General features: G+C 69.2%; 25 protein-coding genes and 1 tRNA gene. 13 read left to right on the top strand and 13 right to left on the bottom strand.

Annotation, left to right across the window (positions count from 1 at the left end; translation table 11 throughout):
• Window positions 1-142 precede the first annotated feature (142 nt).
• Complete coding sequence (locus tag ABD156_RS13670) at window positions 143-1,030, bottom strand: SDR family NAD(P)-dependent oxidoreductase (protein ID WP_344271699.1); 888 nt, start codon at window positions 1,028-1,030, stop codon at window positions 143-145.
• Between the two features lie 352 nt (window positions 1,031-1,382).
• On the opposite strand from ABD156_RS13670, the gene ABD156_RS13665 reads away from it, so the two are divergent.
• The 5 genes from ABD156_RS13665 (at window position 1,383) to ABD156_RS13645 (ending at window position 9,729) form a co-directional block, all read left to right on the top strand.
• The gene (locus tag ABD156_RS13665) at window positions 1,383-2,591 is read left to right on the top strand and encodes an MFS transporter (protein ID WP_377927008.1); all 1,209 of its coding nucleotides are present in this window, start codon (window positions 1,383-1,385) and stop codon (window positions 2,589-2,591) included.
• A 464-nt stretch (window positions 2,592-3,055) separates the two neighbouring features.
• A complete protein-coding gene (locus ABD156_RS13660) occupies window positions 3,056-4,420 on the top strand; it encodes a GGDEF domain-containing protein (RefSeq protein WP_344271697.1) in 1,365 nt (454 codons plus the stop codon).
• A 584-nt stretch (window positions 4,421-5,004) separates the two neighbouring features.
• Window positions 5,005-7,176 (top strand): phospholipase A2, encoded by a 2,172-nt coding sequence (locus ABD156_RS13655; protein ID WP_344271694.1) that lies wholly within the window; start codon window positions 5,005-5,007, stop codon window positions 7,174-7,176.
• Window positions 7,177-7,340: 164 nt separating this feature from the next.
• On the top strand, window positions 7,341-9,014 hold the full coding sequence (locus ABD156_RS13650) for an LCP family protein (protein WP_452039182.1): 1,674 nt from the start codon (window positions 7,341-7,343) through the stop codon (window positions 9,012-9,014).
• Window positions 9,015-9,138: 124 nt separating this feature from the next.
• Entirely contained in the window at window positions 9,139-9,729 is a 591-nt protein-coding gene (locus tag ABD156_RS13645) for a helix-turn-helix domain-containing protein (protein ID WP_344271692.1), read from the top strand.
• Between the two features lie 334 nt (window positions 9,730-10,063).
• On the opposite strand, the gene ABD156_RS13640 is transcribed toward ABD156_RS13645, so the two are convergent.
• The gene (locus ABD156_RS13640) at window positions 10,064-11,524 is read right to left on the bottom strand and encodes a flavin-containing monooxygenase (protein WP_344271689.1); all 1,461 of its coding nucleotides are present in this window, start codon (window positions 11,522-11,524) and stop codon (window positions 10,064-10,066) included.
• Window positions 11,525-11,595: 71 nt separating this feature from the next.
• On the opposite strand from ABD156_RS13640, the gene ABD156_RS13635 reads away from it, so the two are divergent.
• Together ABD156_RS13635 and ABD156_RS13630 are read left to right on the top strand one after the other, a co-directional pair.
• Window positions 11,596-12,195 carry a TetR/AcrR family transcriptional regulator gene (locus ABD156_RS13635; RefSeq protein ID WP_344271687.1) on the top strand — a complete coding sequence of 200 codons (600 nt, stop codon included), beginning with the start codon at window positions 11,596-11,598 and terminating at the stop codon, window positions 12,193-12,195.
• 220 nt (window positions 12,196-12,415) lie between these two features.
• Window positions 12,416-12,952, top strand: coding sequence for a hypothetical protein (locus ABD156_RS13630; RefSeq protein WP_344271685.1), 537 nt, complete (start codon window positions 12,416-12,418; stop codon window positions 12,950-12,952).
• Window positions 12,953-13,770: 818 nt separating this feature from the next.
• Here ABD156_RS13630 and ABD156_RS13625 read toward each other — a convergent pair.
• Window positions 13,771-13,992, bottom strand: coding sequence for a DUF3618 domain-containing protein (locus ABD156_RS13625; protein WP_037358573.1), 222 nt, complete (start codon window positions 13,990-13,992; stop codon window positions 13,771-13,773).
• Window positions 13,993-14,116: 124 nt separating this feature from the next.
• Here ABD156_RS13625 and ABD156_RS13620 point away from each other — a divergent pair.
• Window positions 14,117-14,190: transfer RNA gene (locus ABD156_RS13620), tRNA-Leu, on the top strand.
• A gap of 103 nt (window positions 14,191-14,293) precedes the next feature.
• On the opposite strand, the gene ABD156_RS13615 is transcribed toward ABD156_RS13620, so the two are convergent.
• The 7 genes from ABD156_RS13615 to ABD156_RS13585 form a co-directional block, all read right to left on the bottom strand.
• Window positions 14,294-14,800 (bottom strand): hypothetical protein, encoded by a 507-nt coding sequence (locus ABD156_RS13615; RefSeq protein ID WP_344271678.1) that lies wholly within the window; start codon window positions 14,798-14,800, stop codon window positions 14,294-14,296.
• Window positions 14,801-14,885: 85 nt separating this feature from the next.
• A complete protein-coding gene (locus ABD156_RS13610) occupies window positions 14,886-16,328 on the bottom strand; it encodes an ATP-binding protein (RefSeq protein ID WP_344271675.1) in 1,443 nt (480 codons plus the stop codon).
• 76 nt (window positions 16,329-16,404) lie between these two features.
• Complete coding sequence (locus ABD156_RS13605; protein WP_344271672.1) at window positions 16,405-16,770, bottom strand: MerR family transcriptional regulator; 366 nt, start codon at window positions 16,768-16,770, stop codon at window positions 16,405-16,407.
• Between the two features lie 18 nt (window positions 16,771-16,788).
• Window positions 16,789-17,544 carry an SDR family NAD(P)-dependent oxidoreductase gene (locus tag ABD156_RS13600; protein ID WP_344271669.1) on the bottom strand — a complete coding sequence of 252 codons (756 nt, stop codon included), beginning with the start codon at window positions 17,542-17,544 and terminating at the stop codon, window positions 16,789-16,791.
• Window positions 17,545-17,589: 45 nt separating this feature from the next.
• Window positions 17,590-18,180: a dihydrofolate reductase family protein gene (locus ABD156_RS13595; protein WP_344271666.1), complete on the bottom strand. Its 591-nt coding sequence runs from the start codon at window positions 18,178-18,180 to the stop codon at window positions 17,590-17,592.
• Window positions 18,177-18,986 (bottom strand): metalloregulator ArsR/SmtB family transcription factor, encoded by an 810-nt coding sequence (locus ABD156_RS13590; protein WP_344271663.1) that lies wholly within the window; start codon window positions 18,984-18,986, stop codon window positions 18,177-18,179. The genes ABD156_RS13595 and ABD156_RS13590 overlap by 4 nt, the downstream gene beginning before the upstream one ends.
• Before the next feature lie 46 nt (window positions 18,987-19,032).
• Window positions 19,033-20,097, bottom strand: a complete 1,065-nt coding sequence (locus ABD156_RS13585; RefSeq protein ID WP_344271660.1) for an FAD-dependent oxidoreductase — start codon at window positions 20,095-20,097, stop codon at window positions 19,033-19,035.
• A gap of 75 nt (window positions 20,098-20,172) precedes the next feature.
• On the opposite strand from ABD156_RS13585, the gene ABD156_RS13580 reads away from it, so the two are divergent.
• Entirely contained in the window at window positions 20,173-20,772 is a 600-nt protein-coding gene (locus tag ABD156_RS13580) for a TetR/AcrR family transcriptional regulator (protein ID WP_344271658.1), read from the top strand.
• Here the strand turns inward: ABD156_RS13580 and ABD156_RS13575 are convergent.
• Window positions 20,759-21,658, bottom strand: a complete 900-nt coding sequence (locus tag ABD156_RS13575; RefSeq protein WP_344271655.1) for an MBL fold metallo-hydrolase — start codon at window positions 21,656-21,658, stop codon at window positions 20,759-20,761. The two genes, ABD156_RS13580 and ABD156_RS13575, sit on opposite strands and share 14 nt — an antisense overlap.
• 115 nt (window positions 21,659-21,773) lie before the next feature.
• Here ABD156_RS13575 and ABD156_RS13570 point away from each other — a divergent pair, with 115 nt between their 5' ends.
• The 4 genes from ABD156_RS13570 (at window position 21,774) to bcp (ending at window position 24,092) form a co-directional block, all read left to right on the top strand.
• Window positions 21,774-22,649 (top strand): LysR family transcriptional regulator, encoded by an 876-nt coding sequence (locus ABD156_RS13570; protein ID WP_344271652.1) that lies wholly within the window; start codon window positions 21,774-21,776, stop codon window positions 22,647-22,649.
• A 31-nt stretch (window positions 22,650-22,680) separates the two neighbouring features.
• Window positions 22,681-22,863: a hypothetical protein gene (locus ABD156_RS13565; RefSeq protein WP_116205006.1), complete on the top strand. Its 183-nt coding sequence runs from the start codon at window positions 22,681-22,683 to the stop codon at window positions 22,861-22,863.
• A 197-nt stretch (window positions 22,864-23,060) separates the two neighbouring features.
• Window positions 23,061-23,600, top strand: a complete 540-nt coding sequence (locus ABD156_RS13560; protein ID WP_344271648.1) for a hypothetical protein — start codon at window positions 23,061-23,063, stop codon at window positions 23,598-23,600.
• 15 nt (window positions 23,601-23,615) lie between these two features.
• Window positions 23,616-24,092, top strand: a complete 477-nt coding sequence (bcp, locus tag ABD156_RS13555) for a thioredoxin-dependent thiol peroxidase (RefSeq protein WP_344271645.1) — start codon at window positions 23,616-23,618, stop codon at window positions 24,090-24,092.
• A 48-nt stretch (window positions 24,093-24,140) separates the two neighbouring features.
• Here bcp and ABD156_RS13550 read toward each other — a convergent pair whose 3' ends face one another.
• Both ABD156_RS13550 and ABD156_RS13545 read right to left on the bottom strand, forming a co-directional pair.
• Complete coding sequence (locus ABD156_RS13550; RefSeq protein WP_344271643.1) at window positions 24,141-24,719, bottom strand: dihydrofolate reductase family protein; 579 nt, start codon at window positions 24,717-24,719, stop codon at window positions 24,141-24,143.
• 64 nt (window positions 24,720-24,783) lie between these two features.
• Window positions 24,784-25,605: an AraC family transcriptional regulator gene (locus ABD156_RS13545; protein WP_344272329.1), complete on the bottom strand. Its 822-nt coding sequence runs from the start codon at window positions 25,603-25,605 to the stop codon at window positions 24,784-24,786.
• Window positions 25,606-25,626 lie beyond the last annotated feature (21 nt).

The raw sequence follows: 25,626 nt of genomic DNA, 5'->3' as shown, positions 1-25,626 counted from the left end.
CTAGGTCGGTGAGAACCGGCGTCGCCACTCACGACACCCACCCGGGCGACGCGACCGCCGCGGCCTCCGTGACTGCATGCTTGCCCCGTGCACGGCCGCAGGTCTCGTGAGTGGCTATGCCGGTCCTAACCGGCGTCGCCACTCACGAGGCCTGCCGGGACCACTTGCGCAGCCGCGGCGGCACGCGCTTTTCCAGTCCGTAGTTCTCCAGGTGGGCGGAGAACACCTCGTCGAACGCCTGCTGCACGGTCTCGGTGTCCCAGTCCGGGCGCTCCAGGATCGGCTGCTTCAGGTACGGCTGCCCCATCACGTGCAGCTGCGGCCCGTTGCACCGGATCATCTGCCCGGTGATGCCGTGCGATCCCTCGCCGAGCAGGAACAGCACGAGCGGCGCGATCTTCGCCGGCGTCCGCTCGGGCGGGCACGCGCGCAGCGCCCGCTCGGATTTCCAGACCATCCGGGTGTGCGCCACCGGGCACACCGCGTTCACCCGGATCCCGGAATCGTCGAGGTCCAGCGCCCACGAATAGGTCAGCGACGCGACCGCGCCCTTGCTCGCCGAGTACACGCCGAGCTTGCGCTGCCCGAGCGACGCGCCGGAAGAAATGTTCACGATCGACCCGCCGCCGCCCGCGCCGACCATTGCCCGGATCGCGGCGAGCCCGGTGTACATCACGCCGAGCACGTTCACCTCGACCAGCTGGCGGGCCTGTTCCGCGTCGTCCTCCCAGGGCAGCGCCTCGTAGTTGAGCCCCGCGTTGTTGACCAGCCCGTCGATCCGGCCGAACTCGGCGACGCACTGGTCGACGATCGCCTGCGCCTGCGCCGGATCGGCCACGCTGTGCCCGTTCGCGACCGCGCGCCCGCCATGGTCGCGGATCGTCGCCGCGGTGCGCTCGGCCAGTTCGGCGTCCACGTCGTTGACCACCACGGCCCCGCCCGCGCGCGCGACGTGCACGGCGAACGCCTCCCCGAGCCCGCGCCCGGCCCCGGTCACGACCACGGCCTTGTCCTGCAACAGTCTGTCCACGCTCACTCCCCGCTGGTGCGCCCGGCGCGAGGACGTTCGCTCCGCCGGGTCTCTCCCAGTGTTGGACCGTTCGGCCCAGTCGCACCGGACGATCGCGACGAACGGTGGTCGCGCTGCGCCGAACGAGGAAAGCTGATCAGTGCTACGGGTACCCCGCGGCAGGTCACTCCGAACGGCTCCGCGTTCCGGCCACCGGATTCTTCCCGACTGTTCACCCTGGTGTGATCGGCGGCATACTGAGGGTGCATGCCCTGGCCGGAGCAGTGACACTCCTGGCCAGGGGCGAACCAGGCGAAGGCAGAATGCGGGTCGGCCGCATTCACTCGATCGGGGAGGGGGCAGTGGTCATCTCGTGACGACCGAAGCGACCTCTCGGCTGACGGCGCCGCTGCGGAATGTCGAGTATCGCGTGCTCTGGGCGGCAGAGGCCATCTCGAGCGCGGGAGACCAGCTGGCGAAGGTGGCGTTGTCCATCCTCGTCTACCACCGCACCGGTTCCGCGCTGTGGGCCGCGATCGTCTACGCGCTGACTTTCCTGCCCGCGCTCGCCGGCGGGCTCGGGCTGTCCTTCCTCGCCGACCGCTATCCGCGACGGGCCGTGCTGAGCGTGAGTGCCGCCGCGCAGGCCGTGCTCGTGGGGCTGATGAGCCTGCCCGGAATGCCGCTGGCCGCTCTGTGCCTGCTGCTCGTCGCGGTGCAACTGGCCGCGTCGCCCGCGAACGCGGCGCAGAACGCGATCACCCGCGAGGTGTTCACCGACGACCATCTGTACCTGCGCAGCCAAGACCTGCGCGGGATCACCACCAACACCGTGCAATTGCTCGGCCTGGCCGGCGGCGGCGTGCTGGTGACGGCCGTGGGCACGTCGTGGGCGCTGGCGATCGACGCGGTGAGTTTCGCGGTGGCCGCGGTGATCGTGCGGGTGTGGGTGCACAACCGGCCCGCTGCCGGCGGCGACCACAGCACCTGGTTCTCCGCGACGCGCTGGGTGTTCGGGCAGCGCAAACTGCGGGTGCTGATCGCGTTGTCGTGGCTCGTGGGGCTGGCCGTGGTGCCCGAAGGGCTGGCCGCGCCGCTGGCCCAGCAGCTGAACGCGCCGTCCGCGGCGGTCGGCTGGCTGCTCGCCGCCGACCCGCTCGGCTTCGTCGCCGGGGCCTATCTGCTGTCGAAATTCGCGTCCGCCGAGGTCCGGCAGCGGCTGCTCGGAGTGCTGGCGACGACGTCGCTGGCCTTGCTCGCGCTGTTCCTGCTGCAGCCGAATCTGGTGGTCGCACTGGTGCTGCTCGCGCTCGCCGGTGCGATGGGCGCCTACATCATCACCGTGACCGCGACGTTCTCCACCTGGGTGCCGAACGAACTGCGCGGCGGCGCCGGCGGGCTCTACCGCACGGGGCTGCGCGTGGCCCAAGGCATCGGGGTGGCTCTCGGCGGGGTGGTCGCACAGGCGACCGGTTCTGCCGTCACCGCCATCGCGCTGGCCGGGCTGGCCGGCGTGGCTCTGGCGATCCCCACCGCGTTCTCGTGGACCCGGGTGCGGCACGCGGTCGCGGCCGGGGCCTGATCGTGGGTTGCCGAAGGGAACTGTGGCCGGGGTCGAGGCACCGGCCGAATGGGTCCGGGTACGCCGGACGGGAAGTCTTTTCACGCTTCACGGTCACGCACGGAACACACCTCCGTTCGCATTGTCACGAATCCGTCGTGGATCGGTCACGGAACTCACGCTTCACGGTCACGCACAGCTGCTCACCTCCGCTCGCTGACAATTCATCGGAAAATGACAACAGCTCGATTCACGCTTCGCGGTCGCGCACGGGAAAACACCTCACTCGGGGGGACGGCGGGGACGCTCCTCCGCAATTTACTTCATGGATGCAGCAGTTGTCGCGGAAGGCGTCTCCGGGTTCGGAGACTACGACCGAATACAGCGTTCGAAGTCGGTGAGTGAGATGATACCGGCAACTGATAACGGCGCAGAACCGGGAACCGTCCGGGAACCGCATCCGACACCGGAGGAGGCACGGCCCGATGCCCGGAACCGAACCGGCGCGCGGTGAAGACCGCGGGCCCGGGGAGGAACCGCCCGCCGCGAAGGGCGTCGCGGGAAGGCTGCGCGCGCTGATCGCCGGGAACCCCATTCCCTCCTGGGATCTCTGGACGAAACCGCGCCGGATGATCGCGTTCCTGCTCGCCTGGGACGCGATCGCGGTGGCGCTGCTGACCTTCGGCGTCGTCACGTCGCCGAGCCCGGATTTCGTGGACTGGGGCCGGTTCGCGATCCTCGCCGGCTGCGCGACGGTGCACATCCAGCTCACCCGGCGGCAAGAGGAACGGCGGCGCAACCGGGTCACCGCCGTCCACATCGACCTGACCGGCATCTGGGTGTTCCCGGCCGCGCTGCTGCTGCCGATCCCGCTGACGCTGCTGCTGATCGCGCTGCTGCGCGTCCAGCGGTGGTTCAACTCCCGGCGACCGCCGCACAAGTTCGTGTTCACCTCGTTCACGCATGCGGTGTCGGCATTGCTGGCGCACCACCTGTACCAGACTTTCGCGTCCGCCGAACTGGCCCGGCTTTCGCCCGCGAACTCGTTGCAGGTCTTCGGGATCCTGATGCTCGTCGGGTTCAGTTACGCGGCGCTGCAGGCGATCGTGATCGGCGGGCTGCTCGCGCTCGGCGGCACGTCCGCGCCCACCCTGCGCAACGTGTTGGGCACCAAGGACGACAACCTGCTGGAGCTGTCGACGATCAGCCTCGGCACCATCGCGACGATCCTCCTCGTGAACATCCCGCCGGCGATCGTGATCCTCGTGCTCATCACGGTGCTGGGCAACCGGCTGGCGGAAATCAACCAACTGCAGTCCGAAGCGCGCACCGATCCGAAGACCGGGATCTTCAACGTGCGCGGGTGGTCGGAGTCCTCGGAACGCGCGCTGGCGCGGGCCGCGCGCGGCGGGGAATCCCTTGCGCTGCTGATGATCGACCTCGACCACTTCAAGTGGATCAACGACACGTACGGCCATCCGGCGGGCGACGACGTGCTCCGCACGGTGGCGCAAACTCTCGACGAGATAACGCGTCCCAAGGACATCATCGGCCGCTTCGGCGGCGAGGAGTTCCTGATCCTGCTGCCCGACGCGGACACCACTGCGGCGAAGGTGACCGCGGAACGGATCCGTACCGCAATCGCCGATCAGCGCATCGTGACGACCGACAAACGCGGCGGTTCGGCATTGATCACCGGGCGCACCGGGTCGATCGGCGTCGCATTGCTCGGGGTGAACGGAACGACACTGGAACAGTTGCTGCAAGCCGCCGACGCGGCCGTCTACACCGCGAAGGAAGGCGGCCGGAACCAGGTGCGCTTCGCGGATGCGAATCCGCCTCCGGAGTGATCAACAATTCCGATCACCGGCACTGTTTTCGATTAATCGCGAAACCGATTCAGCAACTGTGCGCAACGGCGCGCACCCCGTTCCGCCGCCGGATTGGGCCGCCGGGTTAATTGCCCGCCGGACCGCTAACCGCGACCGCCGGTTTTCGGGAAGGAACGAAAGCCGCCGGGCCGGGCGAACCCGGTTGGCCGAGGACCGAAAATCCCTCGCGACCGCATCGGACTCAACCGCGCTCCGTCCACCCCTCGACCCGCACCGGCCCCGCACCCGGCCGCGGACCGTGCGGCTGCGTACCCGCGAAGGTCCGTGAGGGGAACCCTGGGGGACTCTGATTCCCCCAGGGTTCCCCTCACGGACCTCGACGGCGCCGGGCCTCGACGCTGCGGGCCTCGGGTGCCGGGCCCGTCGACACGGGCAAGACCTCCCGCCCGCTGCTGAGAGAACCTCAATGGGCGGGTCGACCGCACCCACCGTGGCGTCCGGTGCGCCGAGAGCAATCCGCCGCACCCCGGGGGTTACCCCCCGCGCGGGTGAGGGGGACAGCCGCCTCCCGCGTCGGGTGCCGGGCTGGCACCCTGGAGCGCATGCCAGCCACCGACGACCGTGCCCCGGCCGCCGTTCGCGTTCGCCGACCCTGGTCGACGTCCGGCTGGCTGCTGCTCGTCCTGCTCGTGGTGTTCGGGTTCGGCCTGATCGCCTCGCGGCCCGCGTCCCCGCCCGACCAGGGCCCGCCGACCGGCGGCGTGCTCGCGGCGCGGAACGCCGTCGCCGCGCTCGCCCACCCCGACGGCCAGGCCACCGCGCTGGCGCTGCTGCCCAAGGACTTCACCGCGGTCACCGGCGTGAAGCCCGGCCCGCTGCCCGCCCGCGATGGCACCGTCCGCGCGGCGCACCTCGACGGCGGCTGCTCGGCCCCGTGGGGCGACGACAACACGAAGTGGGACTTCTCCGTCCCGTGCAAGGCGCACGACCTCGGCTACGACCTGCTCCGCTACGCCAACGACAAGGGCCACCCGCTCGACCAGTCCGCCCGGGCGTCGCTCGACGACCGGCTGGAGCAGGACATGCACCGCACCTGCGAGCTGAACCCGATGAACTCCGAGCGCACCTGCCAGCTGGTCGCGTCGGTGTTCACCGGCGGGCTGGTGGTCAACTCGTGGCACCAGCGCTGGGGCCCGCCGGTCGGCGACCCGATCGGCCCGATGGTCGCCGGCGTGCTGGTGATCGGCTGCCTGCTCGTGATGCGCCTGCGCGGCTGGCACACCGCCCGCCGCACGACTCCGCGTCCGCGCCTGCCCCGCGGCGTCCCCCGGCCATGGGCGGTGCTCGGCATCGCCGGCGCCGTGGCGCTGATGGTCGGCGAATCGGCGACCGCGCTGGCCGACTGGGCGGGCGCGCCGGAAGCCACCTGGTGGCCGCTGACCTGGCTCGCGCAGCTCACGCCACTGCTCTTCTTCGCGGGTGGGCTCGCCAACGCGGCTGGCTGGCGGGCCGAACGCGACCGCGGCTACCGGCATTACCTGGCCGAGCGGTCCAGCCCGCTGCTGCGTCCGGCGTTGATCTTCGCCGTGGTCGCCCTGATCGTGCCGCTGGCGCTGGAGCTGCTGGGCATCCCGGCCGGAACCAACGCCACCGTCATGCGGATCGCGCTGCACCCGCTGTGGTTGCTGGGCGTCTACCTGCTGACCGTCGTCGGCGCGCCGATGCTGCTCGCGCTCTACCGCCGCACGCGGCTGTGGTCGGTCGCGGCGCTGACCGCAGTCGTCGTAGCCGGAGAACTCGCCGCGAGCTGGACGGACGTGTCCTGGCCGCGCTACGCCGCCACGCTCGCCTTAGCGCTCCTCGCGCAGCAGGTCGCGTTCGCGTACGCAGAGGGCGTCCGGCTTCGCCGCGCAGTGCTCGCTGTAGCCGCCGTAAGCGGCGTCGCGGCCCTCGCGGTCGCAGTGTTCGCCTTCGACGCTTCGCCGGTGTTGCTCGGCAACCCGGGCGCGCCTGCCGCGTTGTCCGCGAGGCCGTGGACCGTGCTGCTGCTGGGTGTGTCGCAACTCGGCCTCATCGGGCTCCTCGCGACACCGCTGCGTCGCTGGGCCGCACGCGACCGCGTCACCCGCACCGCCGCGCTCATGCTGCGCGCCCCGATGAGCCTGTATCTGGCGTTCCTGGCCGCGATGCTGCTGCTCGTCGCCGTGGTCTACCTGCCAGGGCCGATCGCGAACGGCCTGAGCTGGCTGCTGCGTCCGCGCATGCTCGCCGCGGTGGCGCTGTTGCTGGTGCCCGCGGCGCTGGTCTTCTGGTGGTTCGAGCGACACCCCGGCAAGCCCGGCACCGAGGCACCGGCCGCGCCGCTTCCGTACACCCCGACCGGCCGCCGTCCGGTGCTGCTCACTCGCGCGGCCGCCGCGCTGGGCATCGGATACGCGACGCTCGGCGTGTTCGGTCTCGCGCTGGCCCGGTTCGGCGCGGAAGCCGCGGACGCCGACGTGCTCGGTTTGCGGCTGGACCCGGTCCAGAGCCTCGTGCACCTGCTCCTCGGCGTCCTGCTGCTGCACGCGGTCCGGACCGGCGGAGCGGCGACCTCGGCCGCGACGTGGTTCGCCGCCGCGCTGACCTGTGTGCCGTCGCTAGTGGCTGCCGCCGGCGGTGAGACGCACGGCTCGGCGGTCGTCGTCCTGCACACCCTCACCGCGGTATTCGCCCTGGTCGGAGCCGGTACGTGCATGGTGCCGACGAGAAGGCAGGCCGCCGCCGCGCCCTGACCCGCGACACGCGTACCGCCGACCGGGCGAAAATGCTTCGGATACCGGACGATAGGTGGTGCGCGCCACACCGTCCGGGGGAGGTGCGAATCCTTCGCAACCCCCGCCCGGCACCATGCGTCTTCAGAAGCGGACGACCAGAACGACGAGAAGGAGCCGACCGCGTGGACTACCCGCCTCGGAACGGGCAAGGCGATCGCCGCCCCGCCCGCTCGTGGCAGGACCAGCCCGGCCGGGGACCGGCGCGGCGGCCCGGGCCACCGCCCCGCTCGCGACGCGAACCGCAAGGGCCGGCTCGTCGTCCCGGACCACCGCCGCGCAACCGCGCCGGACGGTCCCGCCGCGGCGGGCTGCGCGGCGCGAAAATCGCTCTCACGGTGGTGTCGCTGCTGGTCATGGGGCTCACCGGGTACGCGTGGGCGTCGCTGCAGGGGCTGGTCAACGGGCTGAGCTACTCCGACGTGATCGGCGAGGGCGCGGGCGGCGACAAACCAGCCGACGGCGCCCGCGACATCCTCCTGGTCGGCCTCGACAGCCGCACCGACGCCCAGGGCAACCCGCTGTCGCCGGAACTGCTCGCCCAGCTGCGCGCGGGCGAATCGGACGGCGAGCTGAACACCGACACGCTGATCCTGGTGCACATCCCGAACGACGGCAGCAAGGCCGTCGCGATGTCGCTGCCGCGCGACTCGTACGTGGACATCCCCGGCTACGGCAAGCACAAGATCAACTCGGCGTACGCGAGGGCGATGCTGCAGGCGCGCAAGGACCTGCAGGCCCAGGGCGTCACCGATCCGAAGGAACTCGACGTCAAGGCCAACCAGGCCGGGGCGAAGCTGCTGATCTCGACGATCCAGGAGCTGACCGGGTCCACGATCGACAACTACGCGGCGATCAACCTGCTCGGCTTCAGCGACATCACGAAGGCCGTCGGCGGCGTCGACGTGTGCCTGAACAACAACGTCGACGACGACTACTCCGGCGCGAACTTCACCAAGGGCCAGCACACCATCGCCGGGGTGGAGGCGCTGGAGTTCGTCCGGCAGCGGCACGGGCTGCCGCGCGGCGACCTCGACCGGGTGGTGCGCCAGCAGGTGTTCATGGCGGGCATGGCGCGCAAGATCCTGTCGGCGGGAACGCTGACCGACCCGTCCAAGCTCAACGCTCTGGTCGACGCCATCAAGAAGTCCGTGGTGCTGAACCAGAACTGGGACATCTTCAGCTTCGCCCAGCAGATGAAGGGCCTCACCGGCGGACAGCTGGAGTTCCGCACCATCCCGGTCGACAACGTCGAGTACCGCACGCCGAACGACGGCGTCGCGGTCAAGGTCGACCCGGCGAAGGTGAAGGCGTTCGTGCAGGGCCTCGCCGGTCCGCAGACCGGACCCGACGGCGCCCCGGCCCAACAGCAGCAGCAGAAGCCGGACCAGTCGCATAAGGACACGACGGTCGACGTGCGCAACGCCTCGGACCGCACCGGTCTCGCGGCGACCGTGTCGAAGCAACTGGTGGACAAGGGCTTCACCGCGGGCGACACGGACAACGCGTCCTCGCGGAAGACGACTGTGATCTGGGTCCCAAGCGGCGGCGAGGCGGCCGGGCAGGCGGTCGCCGACGCGCTCGGCACCAAGGCGACGGTGCAGGAAGACAAGAGCGTGCCCAAGGGCCACGTGAAGGTGTTCCTCGGTTCGGACTACCAGCCTTCCGCTGGCGCCTCGAGCGGAACCGGTGCCGCGCAAGCTCCTCCGGCACAGCAGGCCGCGCCCCCGGCGACGCCCTCGGGTCCGGGCAGCGACGAGCAGCCGATCACCGCTGATGGAGTGCCCTGCGTCAACTGACGCGTTGCTCCATTCGGGGAAAGTCGAAAATCTTCCCGAAACCCGCGTAATGAGCGGCCGCTTCGGCCCTTTCACCATCGGGACGCAAGCCCGCGTCCGCGAAGTTGGTTGAGGGGCAGGGGCCGTGATCGACGCTGAGCACTACCAGCGAGTGCTGGGAGACGAGCTGCGCAAGCTCAGGCGTGGCCGGGGATGGACGCGCAAAGAGCTGAACGCGCATCTGCAGAGCGAAATCTCGCTGCAGACGCTGGCGACGTACGAACTGGGCACCCGGCAGTGTTCCGTGGTGCGCCTGGTCGAACTGTGCGTGGCGATGGACGAGCTTCCGCAGGATTTGCTGGCGAAGGTGCACAGCCGGGTCTTCACCGAGGAACCGGGACGGGTCCGCGTGGACCTGCGCCGGGTTGTCGCGGAGGCGGGTCCGGAGCTGACTCCGTTGCGGCGCTGGGCCGAAGGACGGTTGCGGCAGAACGGAGTCGCGATGCCGGGGTCGCCCGCCCGCGCGAGCGCCGCCGCCCGGCCGCCGGTCGCGGTACCCGGATCCTCAAGCACGTCAAGCACTTCCGCTCCCGCCGCTTCGGGCCAGCCCGCTTCGGCGAGCGCCTCGACCGACGAGGTGTCGTTCGACTTCGCCGCACTGGAGCGGATGGCCGAACTCTGCGGCCTTCCGACGGCTGAGCTGGTTTCGCACCTGCGCAAGCTCGCTCCCGCCTGACCCGCGCCCACAGACCACGAGGGGGACCCTTCGCGACTCCTCCCCTGCCGCGAAAGTCCCCCTCGTTCTGCTCAACCTCCGCGCGCACTCGTCCGCGCAGGTTTCTTCCCGCTCAACGACAACGCTGCCTTGCCCGCGTCCACTGTGGAGCGCCCGCTCCCTGTTCAATGCTGCCGTTTTGCCGCCCCCAGTACTACGAGGGGAACTTTCGCGACTCCTCCCCTGCCGCGAAGGTTCCCCTCGTACCCGGCAGTCCACTGTGGACTGCCACCGAGACCACGAGGGGGACCCTCGCGACGCCATCCCCCGTCGCGAAAGTCCCCCTCGTGCCAGCTCACCCAAGCAGTTCGTAGTCCTCCCGCCGCACCGTCCGGGTGTCCAGCCAGTACCGCCAGGTGAATCCCGGCCACAGCGTCCGGTTCACGCCCTTCGCGTCCAGGTACCAGCTCTTGCAGCCGCCCTGGGTCCAGATGCCCTTGTCGAGTTTCCGCTGCATCTCGGCGTTGAACCGCTCCTGCACCTCCTCGCGCGGGTCCAGCGCCCGGCCGCCGGCCAGCCGCAACGCCTGCGCGATATAGGAAATCTGCGCCTCGATCATGAAGACCACCGAGTTGTGGCCCAGCCCGGTGTTCGGGCCGAGCAGGAAGAACAGGTTCGGGAAGCCGTTCACGGTGATCCCGAGGTGCGTCCGCATCCCCTCGGTCGCCCACTCCTTCGCGAGGTTCCGCCCGTCGCGGCCGACGATCTCCAGGCTGTCGAACGCGTCGGTCACGTGGAATCCGGTGCCGTAGACGATCGCGTCCACCTCGTGCTCGACGCCTGCGTTGTCGACGACGCTGTGCTCGCGCACCTCGGCCACGCCGTCGGTGACCACGTCGACGTTGTCGCGGGCGAGGGCCGGGTAGTAGTCGTTCGAGATGAGCACGCGCTTGCAGCCCATGGTGTAGTCCGGGGTCAGCTTGGCGCGCAGCTGCGGATCCGAGACCGCGCGGTCGATGTTGCTCTTCGCGAGCCGCTGCCCGACCTTCATGATCCACGGCTGGCCGTTGAACCCGATCGCGCGCGCTTCCAGCGTCCAGTAAAGGAAATTCCGGTACAGCCGCTGCACCGGCGGCACCGCGCGGAACAGCCCGCGCAGCCAGCCCGGCATGTCGCGGTCGGCCTTCGGCATCACCCACGGCGGCGTGCGCTGGAACAACGTCAGCTCGGCCGCCTCCGGCGCGATCTTCGGCACGAACTGGACCGCGCTCGCCCCGGTGCCGACCACCGCGACGCGTTTGCCGGCGAAGTCGAAGTCGTGCTCCCACTCGGCGGAGTGGAACGCGCGGCCCTGGAACCGCTCGATGCCCGGCAGGTCCGGGATCATCGGCCGGTGCAGCGCGCCGACGCCCGCGACCAGCGCCGGAGCCACGAATTCGTCGCCGCCGCGGGTGCTGACGTGCCAGCGGTTCTCCTCGGCGTCCCAGCGCGCGCCGGTCATCTCCTGGCCGAAGCGGATGAAGCGGCGCAGGTCGTACTTGTCCGCGACCCCGCGCATGTACTGGTAGATCTCCGGCTGCGGCGAATACGCGCGCGACCAGCCGGGGTTCTGCTCGAAGGAGAAGGAGTACATGTGCGACGGGATGTCGCACGCGCAACCGGGGTAGCTGTTGTCGCGCCAGGTTCCGCCGACGTCCTCGGCCTTCTCGAGCACCACGAAGTCGTCGCGGCCGTCCTTGCGCAGCTGAATCGCCATGCCGAGCCCGGAGAACCCGGTGCCGACCACGATCACGCCGGTCTCGGTGCGGTTGCCCATGCGTCCTCCCGTTAACTGTTACCCGAAGTCCAGCTTACTCGGAGTAGGTTACTGGCGGTAGAGTGTGCGGCATGACCACCGCCAAGCGCAAGCGCATGCCCCGAGCCGAACGGGAACGGCAGATGATCGAGATCGCCGAGCAGGTCTTCGGCGAGCGCGGCTACGCGATGGCGTCGATGGACGAGATCGCGGAACTGGTCGGCGTGTCCAAGCCGATGCTGTACGAGTACTTCAACTCGAAAGAGGGCCTGCTGCTGGCGTGCATCCGGCAGTCGCGGGCGGCGCTGCAAGAGGCCACTGAGCAGTCGATCGTCGGCGCGGACTCGGCACAGGAGGCGCTGCGGCGCGGCTTGCTGGCCTTCTTCGTCTTCATCCGCGAGCGTCGCCAGGCCTGGTCTCTGCTGCGGCACGAGATGGCCCTAATCGGCACCCCCGCCGCGGACGAGATCGAGGAAACCCGCCGCCAGCAGACGGACCTGATCACCGCGTTGATGAGCGGCTACTTCGACAGCGAGGACACCCTGCGCGCGGAAGCCTCGGCCGAGTTCGTCGTCGGAGCCTGCGAGCGGCTGGCGATCTGGTGCGAGCGCTTCCCGGAGGTGACCCCGGAGAAGGCCACCGAGTACGCGATGGATCTGCTGTGGGCCGGGTTGTCACAGCGAGCTATCTGACGTGCACGTGAAGATGACCGTGCATTAGGCCATTCGGTCGTCACTCAGCGCACATCTCGTCCCGTTACTTGTGACACAGAGTTTTCTTGCGGTATCGATGACACGGTAGAAAGACACACTGAGTGTCGCGCCAGCGGCCGGCAAGCAGGAATCGCGTCATGAGTTTGCGGTGGCCGGGTCTCGACCTGTGACGCATGCTGATGACGAGAGGGGTGAGGCAGTGGTGGAAACGATCACGGCGACTTACAAGCACGACAACGACGACTGGACGATCACCGTCAGCGGCCGCGGCAAGGAGCTGACCGGCAAGGCGCCGGGCATCATCGCCGCCCGCGACCGGGCCGACCAGCTCGTGGAGAAGCTCGCCCCGAACGAGCGTCCCACGGTCGTGCACCTGCTGAACGGCAACGCACTGGAGTTCACCAGCGCGTACATGGCCGCCCGCCTGACGCTGCCGGAGATCGAGCCGCTGGAAATCCCGCCGTCCGGCGGAGCGAAGGCCGCTGCTGCGGACTCCGGCAAGGCTGAGGCTCCTGCCTCAACCACGGCCTCTGCCTCGGCTGCCGCTTCTGCTGCTGCCACTCCCGCTGCCGCTGCGAAGCCCGCTGCGGAGAAGGCCCCCGAGCAGCCCGCGAAACCGGCGCTGCCGCCGAGCAAGCAGCTCCCGAAAGAGGTCGAAGACCGCAAGCCCGACGAAACGAGCCGCCCCGGTGTGACAGCCGGCGCGTCGGCCACGCCGCCGGTCGCACGCGCCTGACCTGCAGTTTTTCTTTCCCGCGGCCCGCGTTTTTCGCGGGCTTGTTCGGTGTGCGCGGGCCCGTCGCGCCGTTCGGAGGCTTGCCCTCACGCTGTTCGCGGGCTTGCCTCGCGCTAATCGCGCGGCTTGTTTGGCTCCGTTCGCGGGCTTGTTCAGTGTGCACTGACCGGCCCGCCGCCCTGCGACGCCGGACGTTCGGGGTTCAGTCTCCGGCGAGACCTCGTTCCTGACGCCCGTGTTCCCCGCTCAGGACCTCGCACCGGGTTAGCTCTGAACACCGAACGCCCGCAGCGACCGTCGTGCCCTTCCACCGGCCAGCCCGGACCTTCAAACCACGGCGCAGATGCAGCCGTACGACGTCCGGAGCCGGTGTCGGCACCCCTCTGCTGACCGGGCCCGCGAATAGTCGGCTAAGCCCAGTACAGCGGGATAAAACCGACGCGTCACCCAGGCGGGGTAGCCCAATACGGCGAACGTGCTCCGCCAAAGCGACCCAGGCGGGCGACCGCCGAATGAGTGACCCCGGGTTCAGTGGCACTTCTCACGAAGTTAACCCGCCGTGACGATCAAGGCTGTCGATCCGCCATCCGGGGACGAAACAGCCAGTATTCGGCGGATCACGCGCCGCCGAGCAGTCCCGCCCGAGCGGCGACGCGGGGTAATCACGGATCTGCGCCGCGCCTCGTACCGGCGCACCAGGGGAAGCCCCAGGCAAGTCGCTGAGGCCGCAGGAAGCCGCTCAGGCAGGTCGGAACCGCGCCCGGCCGCCTGCCTCGAACCAGCGAGGACCCGGGGTCGTCAGCGCGGGAGGCGAACCGTCAGCGGAACAGCTTCCGCACCAGCAGCACGGCCACCAGCACGCCAGCCCCGATCAGCGGGTACTTGACCTTCGGGTTGTCGAGCTTCGCGCGCACGCCGTCCTTCGCCTGTTCGGCGAGTTTCTGCGGATTGGCCTTCGTGCCCAGCTGGTCGAGGGTCGCCGCCAAAGCGGTCCTCGCCTGCTCGATCTCACGCTCGATGGTCTCGGGGTCGCGAGCCACGTGCCCTCCTCGCCGCAGTCGGACTGTAGGCGGTCCACGGTAGAGGACAACCCCCGCGCAACGGCGACTGGCCACGCCGAGCCGACCCGAACGTGGCGCGCGCTACGATCACACCTGGTTCCTGGGGGCCGTAGCCCAATTGGCAGAGGCACACGGTTTAGGTCCGTGCCAGTGAGAGTTCGAGTCTCTCCGGCCCCACTCTCAGGCCCTGACCAGCGGCACGGCATGCGGTTCAACGATCCATATCGACCGCGTGCCACGGAAATGTCCCCAAGAAGACGGATGGCCTGAGGCTGCCGGGTCACCCGCCCCCGATGGTGAGAGTGATCGGCGCGTGTGCCTGATCGGCCGTCAGGAACTGGTCCCCGCGATGGGAAACTGTCAGCACGTAGGACGGCAGGCCGTCGGGGACATCGTTGACGGTGAATCCCAACTGGCAGCCAGTCACGACGTTCTGGCCGTCGAAATAGGTAGTTCGCACCTGTCCGCTGGTGATCGAACCAGTTGCGACCACCTGGCCTGATCGATCGGACACCTTGACGGCAGTTCCGGGCGTGAGATCCGAGTACCCGCCCGTCCCTTGGCAGTCGGAGTCAGTCCCTCCGGCACCGGTCGATCGCACCCCTGACGGGCCGCTTTCGATCGTGAGAATCCCGGTCAGCACGAATGTGTTCTTAGGCAGCGGGACCGACGCAGGAGAGATCAACGCCGTCGCATTCGGTTTCGCGACGACGTAGGTGACCGTGGCCGTAGCCGCGATAACGAACACCAAGGCACCGACTCCGGCAATAAGGCGGGTACTCGCCATCGCGCCCTCCTGTTCGAGCGGGCTGTTCTGGCAAGTCGCGGTCGGCCGGTGGTGCGTTACCGCTGCACCGCTCGGACCCGTGCGCTCAGCGCCGCCATGCCTCGATGATCTCGTCGGGACCGAACGACGCGGCCAGCGGCAGTCCGTCTTCGATGCCGTTGCGGGACACCGCGATCAAGGGCGTCGTGTGATCACGTCCGGGGATCGACATGGATCCGGCGAGCAAGCTTTCCCACTCGCGTTTGCCGAAGAGTTCGGTCTCCAGCCACTTGATGGAGCCGGTGAACGCGATGCGAGTGGCGGCGGGCCGGTCCCGGTCGGCGCCGACCAGGTCGATTTCCGGGTTGTTCTGCCGGTTCCACCAGCCGCCGACGACGTCCGCGCCGGGCAGCCGGTCGTCGGGCAGGAGCCGTTCAAGGCCCGTCCGCACGACCGGCTCGACGGCGCGGCCGCGCCAGGACGGCCAAGACGCTTCGATGCGCGCCGCGACCAAGTCGCCGCGGCCGCGTTCGACCTCGGCAATGCCGCGCTGCAGGAACGCCAGCCAGAACCGCAAGTACGGATCCTCGATCCGATAACGCTTGTTCTTGGTGTCCGGACGGGTGGCCAGCGGAGTGTCGACGGCGACGATGCGCTTGGCCGTCAGGGTGTTCAGGATCGGGGCGAGGGTGCCGGAAGGGATCGGGTTGCCTGCCCCGATTCGATGGGCGATCGTTCCGAAGGTGCGTTCGCCCGTACCGATCGCCTCCAGGGCCGAGCGACTGTGCGACGGTTCGGGAACCTCACCGAGCAAGGACAGTTCTCCCGCCATCAGCAACGGGGAAAGCGGGTCGGCGAGCTGGTCGCGCAAAAACGCGGTACGGCTGGTGCCCGGGCTCCAACGCTGGACGATCTCCGGGAAACCGCCGGTGATCAGAAACGCGTCGATGGCCTCCGCCGGCTCTAGTGCGGTCATCCGCTGGACGTCGGCCGGGTCGAGGGGGCGCACCAGCATGCGGGCAGCACGGCCGTGGAAGGGACGGCCGTACTCCTGGAGGGACTCCATCATCGACAGGTCGCTTCCGACCAGCAAGAGCAGCACCGGCTTGGCCGACAGGTACCGATCCCAGACAGTCTGGAGGGCGCCTTCGAACTCACGGTCCTGCTCGACCAGCCACGGCACCTCGTCCAGGACGACAATGCTGGGAGTTTCGTCGGGCAGCGCGACTGCCAGCGCGCGCAGGGTTTGGTTCCAGTCAGTGCCAAGCGCCCCGGCGACCAGATCCGCGCCGGGCAGGGCTGACTCGGCGAGCGCGCCGGCGAAGTCGGCGCGCTCCGCGGCCGGATTGCGACCGCGGGATGCCTGGAAGATCAGATACGGCACCCCCGAGCGGTCGCAGAACTCCTGGACGAGCCGGGATTTGCCCACCCGCCGACGGCCGGTGACGATCACCGCCTGACCGGGGGTGGTCGCGGCGGCGTCCCGGACCAGGCGAAGCTGCCGTTCAAGCAGCGCGAGATCGTTCGTGCGCCCCTGAAACGCCACCATAAGCTCGACCTCATCTAAGTATGATCGGATCTTACTTAGATTGAATCATACTTAGAATGAGACTTTGGAAGCGATGTCAGCCGCAAGCAACATCGCCGCGAGCAGCGGTCGCTCGGGAGGACAGTTGCTCCCGTGCCCGGGTCAGTGCGGCGATGCGTTCGTCCAGTACGGCCAGCCGCCGGTCCACCAAGGCCACCGCGCTCGAGGACAGGCGGCGGGAGGGCAGGTCGCCTTGCAGGCACGAGCCCAGCGGGCGGATGTCTTCCATGGTGAGTCCCGAGTCGAGCAGGTAGCGGATGTTCGCCACCCGCTCGATCGCGGACTCGTCGTACTGCCGGTACCCGTTGTGGGAGCGGGCGGCGGTCAGCAGCCCCTGCTCCTCGTAGAACCGCAGTGCCCTGGTGGTGACTCCGGTGGCCTTCGCCAGCTCTCCGATCCGCACCGACCCGAGCGTACGCCGTTAAGCGATCACTGCGCCGCCGTCGACGGGCAGGACTACGCCGGTCAGGTAGTCCGCGCCGGGGCTGGCGAGCTGGACGATCCAGTGCGCGACTTCTTCCGGCTGGGCAAGGCGTCGCAAGGGCACCATCGCCTGCAGGGAGGCGTGTTGTGCTTGGGCCTGCTCGGCGGTCAGGCCTTCGCGGGCGTAGATCTCGGTGGCGACCGGGCCGGGTGCGACCGCGGTGACGCGGATGCCGCGCGGGGCGAGTTGCACTGCCCAGCTTCGGGTCAGCGAATCCAGCGCGGCTTTCGTCGCCGCGTAGAACTCGCGGCCCGCCATGGGCCAGCCGCGTTGGCCGATCGCGGTTGTCACGTTGACCACGACGCCATCGCTCAGGTGCGGCAGCGCGGCTTGCACTAGGTAGACCGGCGCGAGCAGGTTCGTCGCGACTACCGCGTCGAACGCGCCTGGCTTGATCTCGCCCAGCGCGGCCGGGTCGACGATCCCGGCGTTGTTCACCAGCACGTCGATCCGGCCGAATTCGGCAAGTGCCGCAGAGACAATCTCCTCTGCGGCACCCGGCGAGGTGAGGTCGGCGGCGAACGGGCGGATCCGCGAGAAGCCCTCCGCGGTTTCGGCGAGTCGCGCGGCGGTCCGGCCGACGACGAGGACGTTCGCGCCTTGCCGGGCGAACTCGCGTGCGGTGACCTGTCCGATGCCCGTTCCGCCGCCGGTGACGATCACGGCTTTGCCTTCAAACTGTCCTTCACTCATGACAATCGACGCTAAACATTGCCGTATGCGTGAAGGTCAAGCCGCTCAGCGCACGCGGTTGTAGACCAGGGCCACTTCGCCGAGATCGCCGGTCTCCTGGTGCGCGACTGTCCACTTAGTACCCGGCAGGCCGTCGTCGAACAGGCGCGGGCCGCCGCCGGCGATTTGCGGGCAGATGGTCAGGTACAGCGTGTCGATGAGGTCCTCGGCCAGCAGCGCCTTGATCACGCTGACGCTGCTGTTGACCAGGATGTCGCCCTCGCCGTCGGCCTTGAGCTGGGCGACGACCTCGGCGGCGGGCGCGTTCACGAGGCGCGTGCGCTCCCACGGCGATTCGGTGAGCGTGCTCGACAGGACCACCTTTTCCGTGTCCACCAACCATTTCGCGTAACCGCGGTCGCGCGGGTCGGCGTTCTCGTCGGCGGCGACGGTCGGCCAGAAGCCGAGGAAGCCTTCCGCGTTGCGGCGGCCGAGCAGGGCGGTCGTCGCGTTCTCCCAGATGCGGGTCATCTGGTTGCGGGCGGTTTCGGTGGTCATGTACGGGATGATCGCGCTCATGTCGCCGGGGCCTTCCGGGCCGTGGTAGCGGCCGTCGAGGGTCAGGGCGAGGTTGGCGGTGACACGACGCTCGGTCATGACTGGGTTTCCTTTCGGGTGATGACTTCGGTGAGGTGGTCGAGGACCTGTCCCCAGCCGGTTTCGATTCCGGCGATGGCGGACACGGCCTCGACGGTCGTTGCGCTGATTCCCAGACCCAGCCGCAGCTGGGTGCCGCCGTTCGCCGAAGCGGCGAGGGCGAGGTCGTAGTGACCGGTGAACGCGACGGCTCCGGCCGCGTCCAGCACCGACAGGTCGAACACGAGCCGCTCGGTTTCGCGAGCGGTCCGGACCTGTCCTTCCGAGCGGTAAGTGCCTTCGGCGTCGCGGTAGGCGAGAACGACGCGGCCGCCCGGCTTCGGTTCGAGGACACACTCGGTGACAGTCAGGGACGGCGGGACCCACCACGACGCCAGCAGCCCGGCGTCTGTCCAGTACCGCCAGACCGTTTCCGGCGGTACCGGCAGCACGCGTTCGAAGGAGAACGCGCGACCGTCGGCCCAGCGATCCCGGTCCGCGGCGGCGGTGTCGGCTTCGATCGCCGCGCGGTAGCGGTCGAGCACGTCGCGCTCTCCCGTGTGCGCCTCGATCGTCGCGGCCAGCTTCTGGAGCTGCTCCGCGAACTCCCGCAGCGGAGCCGCTTCGGCCGCGTAGACCCGCCGTTGGCCGAGCGGGGCCATGGTGACCAGGCCGGCGCGGGCGAGGGTCTGCAGGTGCTTGGTCGTCTGCGGCTGCCGCAGCCCGGTCAGCTCGGCCAGCTCGCCGACCGACCGCGGCCGTTCAGCGAGCAGTTCGACCAGCTGCCACCTGGTGGTGTCTGCGAGTGCTGCGGCGATCCCGTCCATGCACAGAAGTATTCACCACATCGAATATTCGTGTCAAGGAATACTTTTAGCTGGGCAGCAGCCGAGCTGCGAGGTTGCGGGCCGCCAGACCCCTCTTCGTGCGCGGGACCAGCATCGATGCCGCCGTGCGGACCCCGCGCTGCTTGGGCTTCACGCGCGCTCGATGGGTCGCCTCGTAGTGCGCGAACGCCTCGGCGTGTCCACCGTCAGCGAGCGCCGTGGCCAGGGTGTGCGCCCCGACGATCGCGAGGCTCGAACCGTCGCCGAGCAGCGAGACGCAGGAAGCGGCGTCGCCGACCAGAGCAACCCGGCCGTGAGACCAGCGAGGCGGATCGACCACGGCGACCGCGTCGAAGAAGACGTCATCCGCTGCTTCGAAACGGGCCAGCAACTCCGGGACCCGCCAGCCGAGACCCCGGTAGGCGGCGGACACGATTTCCTTGCCCTGTCCGGGGTTCGGCGCGCGGAAGATGAACGCGACGCCGGAATTTCCCCGCACGGGATGGATCGCCACAAGCCTGCCCGGGGTGTTGAGCAGGACCACGTCCTCCGGATAGTCGGACGGCACGCCGAGCGACACCGTCCCGACATACATCCCGGCGTGCCGGACGAACCTCTCCTCGGCACCGAACACGAGCCGCCGCACCGCCGAGTGAACGCCGTCCGCGCCGATCACCAGGTCGAACCGGCGCGGAGCCGCGCGCTCGAAGGTGACGTCGACCCCGCCGTCGTCCTGCTGCAACGCGGTGACGGTGTCGCCGAAGAGAATCTCCGCGTCGTCGCGCGCCGATTCGTACAGCGCGGAGGCGAGATCAGCGCGCGGAACCTCGATCTCCTTGCGCACCGCCATCCGCACCGTGGTCACCGAACGCCCACGCGCATTGAGCACTCGCAGCCGCTGCGCGTGCGTCGCGACCTCTCGCAATCGCGGGATGACGCCCATCGCGTCGGCCACTTCCATCGCGCCAGCACGCACGTCCACCGGGTTGCCGCTGCTGCGCTGGCCAGCCGCCCGCTCTACGACAGTCGGCCGGAAACCGTTGCGCGCCAGCCAGAACGCGAGGGTCGAACCAGCGATCCCGGCACCGCACACGAGGACGTCACGAGTCATGTCCCCGAAGATAACCGCACTCAGTGCAGATTTGCAATGAGTGCGGAAGTGCATCCAGTGTCGTAAGCTTCTGGAGTGTCTCTCCGTGATCGCAAGCGCGCCCGCACCCGCCAAGCCCTGATCGACGCGGCGACGGACCTCTTCGAGCGCAACGGCTACGACGAGACGACCATCGCCGACATCGCAGCAGCCGCCGAGATCGGCACGCGCACGTTCTTCAGCTACTTCGCCAGCAAGGAAGAACTGGTCTTCCCGGACGCCGAGAGCCGGGTGCAGGCGTTGCTCGAAGCCCTCGCGAACCGCGCCCCGGACGACCGGCCGATCGACCTGCTGGTCCGCGTCCTTTCCGACGGCGGCAAGGTCAGCAATGACATCATCGGCAAGCTGACCCCGTTGCGGATGCGGCTGCTCCAGACCGTGCCCGCGGTCCAGGGCCGCGCCCTGCAGATCCAGTTCGACGCCGAGCGCCGGATCGCCGAAATCCTCGCCGAAGCCTTTCCCGACGAGCTCGACGACCTCAGCGCCCGGACGTTGACCGGGGCGTTCGCCGGCGCCGTGCGCGGAGCCTCGCAGGCCATGCTCGACCGCCCCGGCGAACTCACCGCGGAACAGCGAACCCAAGCGACCCGGCAGGCCATCGTGAAGACGCTCGGACCGTTGCTCAACCGCGACTGACGTGCTCCGCGCACAGGCACGCCACCGCGGTGTCGATCCACTCGCGGCCCTCCCACTCCGGATGCCGCTTGATCAGCTCCTCCCGCACCTCCGCGATCACGATCGCCTCGGCCATCTCCGAATCGCGGCGACGCCAGGTCTCGTCGCGGAGCAGTTCGAGGTAGGCACGCAGGTCGTCGAGCAGCTCCGGGCCGCTGATGTCGCCGTGGCCGGGGACGACGATTTCCGGTCGCTGCGCGGAAAGTTTCCGCATGACCTCGATCCAGCGGATCCCGGACACGTCGGTGTCGTGCGGCGGGAACCACGGGAAGATCGCGAACTGGCCGGTTTCGGCGAGGTCTCCGGTGAACAGGACGCCCGCGTCCGGGACCGTGACGACCTGGTCGCCCTTGCTGTGCGCGCGGCCGGTGGCGCGCAGCTGCACCACGCGGCCGCCGAGGTCGAGGTCGTGCGACGAGTCGTAGACGACGTCCGGGGTCGGCAGTTCGACGCCTTCCAGCTGCCGCGCGACCGGCTCGCCAAGACCGGTGAACATCTGCAGGTAGCCGGGTCCTTTCGCGGCGAGATCAGTCACCTGCGCGCGGTTGACCAGGTAGGTCGCGGCCCCGGCGAAAGTCTGCGCGCCGAACGCGTGCTCGGGGTGGAAATGCGTGGTGGTGAGGTAAATCCGGCGGCCGCGCGCGTACTCGGTCGCGAACTTCAGCACGGTTTCCGCGTTGCGCGGCCCCATGCCGGTCTCGACGACGAGGACGGAATGCGTCCCGCCGACGACGCCGACGTTCGGCACCAGCTGCACGCCCTGGTTCGGGACCACGACCAGGTCGCGGGCGAGTTCGCGCACCTGCGAGGTCTGCACGACGGGATCGGGATACGGGTAGTCGGCCATCGCCGGAGGCTCCTCGGAAAGCGGGATCAGTGACCCTTCCAGTCCAGCGCCGCGCCCGCGCGGTGTCCAAGACCGATCCGCTTTTCCCGATACCGCACGGGTATTGTCGCTGGTTGTGGATCTCCGTTCGCTCCGGTACTTCGTCGCGGTCGCCGAGGAACGCCACTTCGGCCGGGCGGCGGCGCGGCTGCACATGACCCAGCCGCCGCTGAGTCGCGCGATCAAACAGCTCGAAACCGACCTCGGCGCGGCCCTGCTGGACCGTTCGCCGTCCGGGGTCACGCTCACCGCCGCCGGAACCGCGCTCTACGACGAGGCTCGCACCCTGCTCGAAGGCGCGGACCAGGCCCGCGCGAAGGTCGCCGCGGCGGCCGGGCCGGGAACGCTCACGCTCGGCACCCTCGCCGACAGCTCGGAACCGGTCGGGATCCGGCTCGCCGGCGAGTTCCGCGAGCGGCATCCGGGCGTGCGGATCAGCGTCCGCGAGGCCGATCTCACCGACCCGACCACTGGTCTGCGCGCCGGGCTCGTGGACGTCGCGCTCACCCGGATTCCGTTCGACACCACCGGAATCCGCACGCACGTGCTGCGCGCCGACCCGATGGGCGTCGTCCTGCGCGCGGACGATCCGCTGGCCGGACGCGACGAGGTGCGCCGGGAGGAGCTCGCCGACCGGGTGTGGTTCCGGTTCCCGGACGGCACGGACCCGCAGTGGCAGGCGTTCTGGAGCGGCAGCGCCGTCAGCGGGCCGGTGGTGCGGACGGTGCACGAATGCCTGCAAGCCGTGCTGTGGAACGGAACCATCGGGCTCGCCCCGCTCGCGCACTCGTTTCCCGAAGGCGTCGCGACGGTCCTGTTGGCGGACTATCCGCCGAGCAAGCTCGTCGTCGCGTGGCGCGAGGATTCGACGCCGCCGCTGGTCCGCTCGTTCGTCGAACTCGCCGTGCGCATCGCCGGGCTCGACCACCGCGAAACGCCCGCGAACCCGTAGGCTGGGCCCGGAGATCGGGGAGGTGTGGGCCGTGCCGGGACGCAATCCGCTGCGGGTCCTGCGCAAATGCGCGGACTGGTTCGAAAACCGCGGCGTGTACATCCCCGGCGAGGAAAGCCGCGCGGTCGACCCGGTCCGCGACTTCGGCTGGCTCATGGTCGCCTGGGGCGCCGGCGTCGCGGTGTTCATCCTGTTGTTCGCGTTCGCGGTCTGAATCCCGACTTGCGGCTGTTGACATCGGGGTGACGACTGTCACCCGGAGTGCTCTTTCGATCACGGATCGGCCACGGCTGTACACCAGGTCCGCGTCTTCCGCACCGTGACGGCATTAGTGCCGCCAGAGTGGAGCGGGTCCGCTCGGCAACTACGCCGAACGGCACACCGCCCCACCCCGACTGGAGTACCCCCGCGATGGCGCCCCCGCGCACCCCGAAACTGCTGTTGACCGCCTGCCTGCTGTTTTCCGTGGCAGCCTGCGGCGGCGTCAACGCTCGGGAAGGGTCCGCCGCGATGGGCGTCGGCAATCCGGCGGCGCAGCCCGCCGCCGCACAGGCCTCCGGCGACCTGCAGTTCGGCGCCAACCACCGCTTCGCCAGCGGGATCACGGTCTCGCTGTCGGCCCCGCAGTCCTTCCAGCCAAGCCCGGCGGCGTACCCGCGCAGCGCTCGTGCGGCGGCGTTCTACATCCAGGTCACGAACAACGGCACGGATCCGTACCGGGTTTCCGCGCTGTCGGTCACCGCGACGGTCGCCGGGAAGCCCGCCAAGCAGGTCGTGGACGCCACGCAGGGTCTCGGCGGCGTTTCCGACGCGGGCAAGGACCTGATGCCGGGGCGGTCTACGCAGGTCACGCTCGCTTTCGCGGTGCCGTCCGACAGTGCCCGGATCGCCGTGCAGGTGCGGCCGAGCACGGGCGAGCCCGCCGTCGTCACCTATTGCGGAGACGCCTGAATTACCCTCGTCTCCATGACCGACCAGCGACTTGCCGTGGGCGACGAAGCGCCCGGATTCACCCTGCCGGACAGCACCGGCAAGAACGTCTCGCTCAGCGACTTCCGCGGCCAGGCCGTGGTGGTGTACTTCTACCCGGCCGCGGGGACGCCGGGGTGCACCAAGCAGGCTTGCGATTTCCGGGACAATCTCGCGGAACTGAACGACGCGGGATATCAGGTGCTGGGGATTTCGCCGGACAAGCCGGAGAAGCTCGCCAAGTTCGTCGACGCGGAGAAGCTGACGTTCCCGTTGCTGTCCGATGTGGACAAGGAAGTGCTGTCCGCGTGGGGCGCGTTCGGGGAGAAGATGAATTACGGGAGGGTTTATCAGGGGGTGATCCGGTCTACGTTCATCGTGGACGCGGAGGGGAAGATCGCCAAGGCCGCTTATAACGTGCGGGCTACCGGGCATGTGGCCAAGCTGATTCGGGATTTGGGGATTGCTTCCTGAATTGTTTTCCGGAGCGCGGAGAGGCCGGACCAGCCTCTCCGCGCTTGGTCAGCGACGCACCTGATAGCGCAGGTGAAGCACCCGGTCGCCTTGAACCACGTCGGGGTTCTCCAGCAGGTGCGGTGCGTTGACTGAGCCGAAGTAGCGTTTGCCGGATCCGAAGACGGCCGGGACGACGTCCATGCGCACCTCGTCAATCAGGCCTGCGGCGAATGCTTGGCCGCCGACCTCGCCTGCGGCGACTTCGACTATGCGGTCGCCTGCCAGCTCTTGTGCTTTGGCTACAGCTGTCTTGACGCCGTCGACGAAGTGGAACGGGGCTTCGGGGTCCCAGCCTTCGGGTGCTGGGCGGTGTGTCACGACAACGACGTGGTCGATTCCGCTTGGCGGCTTGCCGTCCCAGCCGTCGGTCAGGTCGAAGACGTGGCGGCCGACGATCGTTACCCCGATCTCGTCCCAGTACGGGCGGGTGTAGTCGTAGGACTGCTGCGACACCTTTAGCGCACCGCTCTCGTCCAGCGGGACATCGCCGCTGGTCAGCCAGTCGAACAGCGAGCCGGGCTGGTCGCTTTCGTCGGCGATGAAGCCGTCCGCCGACACCGAGCTGTACATGACGACCTTGCCCACGGGGTCTCCTTTGCTGGGGGTGGCCCCAAATTAGCGGGTTGCGGGCGGTCGCTCTTGTAAGAAATCAATCGGCCGGCAGCGGCCAGTTGTTCAGTGTGTGACCGGGGTGTTCGCGCAGGAAGCGCCGCCGGACTTCGACGTACTGGGTTGGGGTGAGGCCGGTGAAGGCGCGGAACTCGTGGCCGAAGTGGGCCTGGTCGAAGTAGCCCGCGCGGCTGGCGAGTTCGCCCCAGTCGATCGGTCCGGTGGGGTCGAGCGCGAAGACGGTGGCGGTGAAGCGGTGGGTGCGGGCCAGCCGTTTGGGAGTGACGCCGACGAGTTCTTTGAACCGCTTCGCCAGGTGGGTGCTGCTGACCCCGGCTGCCGCGGTCAGGTCGCCGATGGTCACCGAGCCGCTGGTCGCCGAGATGATGCTGCTCGTGTGGCGGACCAGGCCAAGGCCGGAGGTCTCGCGTAGCCGTCGCAGCAGCTCGTCTTCTAGCAGCGTCAGCATCTGTCGCGGTTCGTTTGCGGTGGCCAGGCGATCTCGCAGTTCGGAGACGGCGGAGCGGCCCCAGACCTGTTCTATCGTCACCGGCCGGTCGCACAGTTCGGTCGCGGGCATCGGCAGGAACGGGGCCAGGCCCCATGATTTGAAGTGCACGCCGACGGACCGGGTCCGGGGCGGGTAACCGAACTCGTACGCGCGGGTGGGCATGGTGATCACGCAGCCGTCGGCGTACTCGGCCGTCTCGATCTCGGCACCGGCGCGAATGCGGAACGGCGCGCCCAGGTTGACGATCAGCAGCGCCGCCGGTGCCGGCGGCAGCGTCAGCCGGGCATACGGCGGCGCGCCCTCCAGGTAGTAGAGGTCGTCGATCAGCCCGTCCAGCGGCGGTCGCGGCACTCTGGACACGTACTCCACGCT

It is taken from the genome of Amycolatopsis albidoflavus (genome assembly GCF_039525725.1).
Classification (GTDB): domain Bacteria; phylum Actinomycetota; class Actinomycetes; order Mycobacteriales; family Pseudonocardiaceae; genus Amycolatopsis; species Amycolatopsis albidoflava.
The sequence above is the reverse complement of the archived record's forward strand: the minus strand, read 5'-3'. Positions and strand labels throughout refer to the sequence as shown.

Excerpts from the sequence above, each read along its gene's own strand:
- ABD156_RS13610 (WP_344271675.1), bottom strand. The coding sequence starts at position 16,328 with ATGGTGGCGTTTCAGGGGCGCACGAACGATCTCGCGCTGCTTGAACGG.
- ABD156_RS13600 (WP_344271669.1), bottom strand. The coding sequence starts at position 17,544 with ATGAGTGAAGGACAGTTTGAAGGCAAAGCCGTGATCGTCACCGGCGGC.
- bcp (WP_344271645.1), top strand. The coding sequence starts at position 23,616 with ATGACCGACCAGCGACTTGCCGTGGGCGACGAAGCGCCCGGATTCACC.
- ABD156_RS13575 (WP_344271655.1), bottom strand. The coding sequence starts at position 21,658 with ATGGCCGACTACCCGTATCCCGATCCCGTCGTGCAGACCTCGCAGGTG.
- ABD156_RS13590 (WP_344271663.1), bottom strand. The coding sequence starts at position 18,986 with ATGGACGGGATCGCCGCAGCACTCGCAGACACCACCAGGTGGCAGCTG.
- ABD156_RS13660 (WP_344271697.1), top strand. The coding sequence starts at position 3,056 with ATGCCCGGAACCGAACCGGCGCGCGGTGAAGACCGCGGGCCCGGGGAG.
- ABD156_RS13560 (WP_344271648.1), top strand. The coding sequence starts at position 23,061 with ATGGCGCCCCCGCGCACCCCGAAACTGCTGTTGACCGCCTGCCTGCTG.
- ABD156_RS13615 (WP_344271678.1), bottom strand. The coding sequence starts at position 14,800 with ATGGCGAGTACCCGCCTTATTGCCGGAGTCGGTGCCTTGGTGTTCGTT.
- ABD156_RS13635 (WP_344271687.1), top strand. The coding sequence starts at position 11,596 with ATGACCACCGCCAAGCGCAAGCGCATGCCCCGAGCCGAACGGGAACGG.
- ABD156_RS13585 (WP_344271660.1), bottom strand. The coding sequence starts at position 20,097 with ATGACTCGTGACGTCCTCGTGTGCGGTGCCGGGATCGCTGGTTCGACC.
- ABD156_RS13640 (WP_344271689.1), bottom strand. The coding sequence starts at position 11,524 with ATGGGCAACCGCACCGAGACCGGCGTGATCGTGGTCGGCACCGGGTTC.
- ABD156_RS13655 (WP_344271694.1), top strand. The coding sequence starts at position 5,005 with ATGCCAGCCACCGACGACCGTGCCCCGGCCGCCGTTCGCGTTCGCCGA.
- ABD156_RS13595 (WP_344271666.1), bottom strand. The coding sequence starts at position 18,180 with ATGACCGAGCGTCGTGTCACCGCCAACCTCGCCCTGACCCTCGACGGC.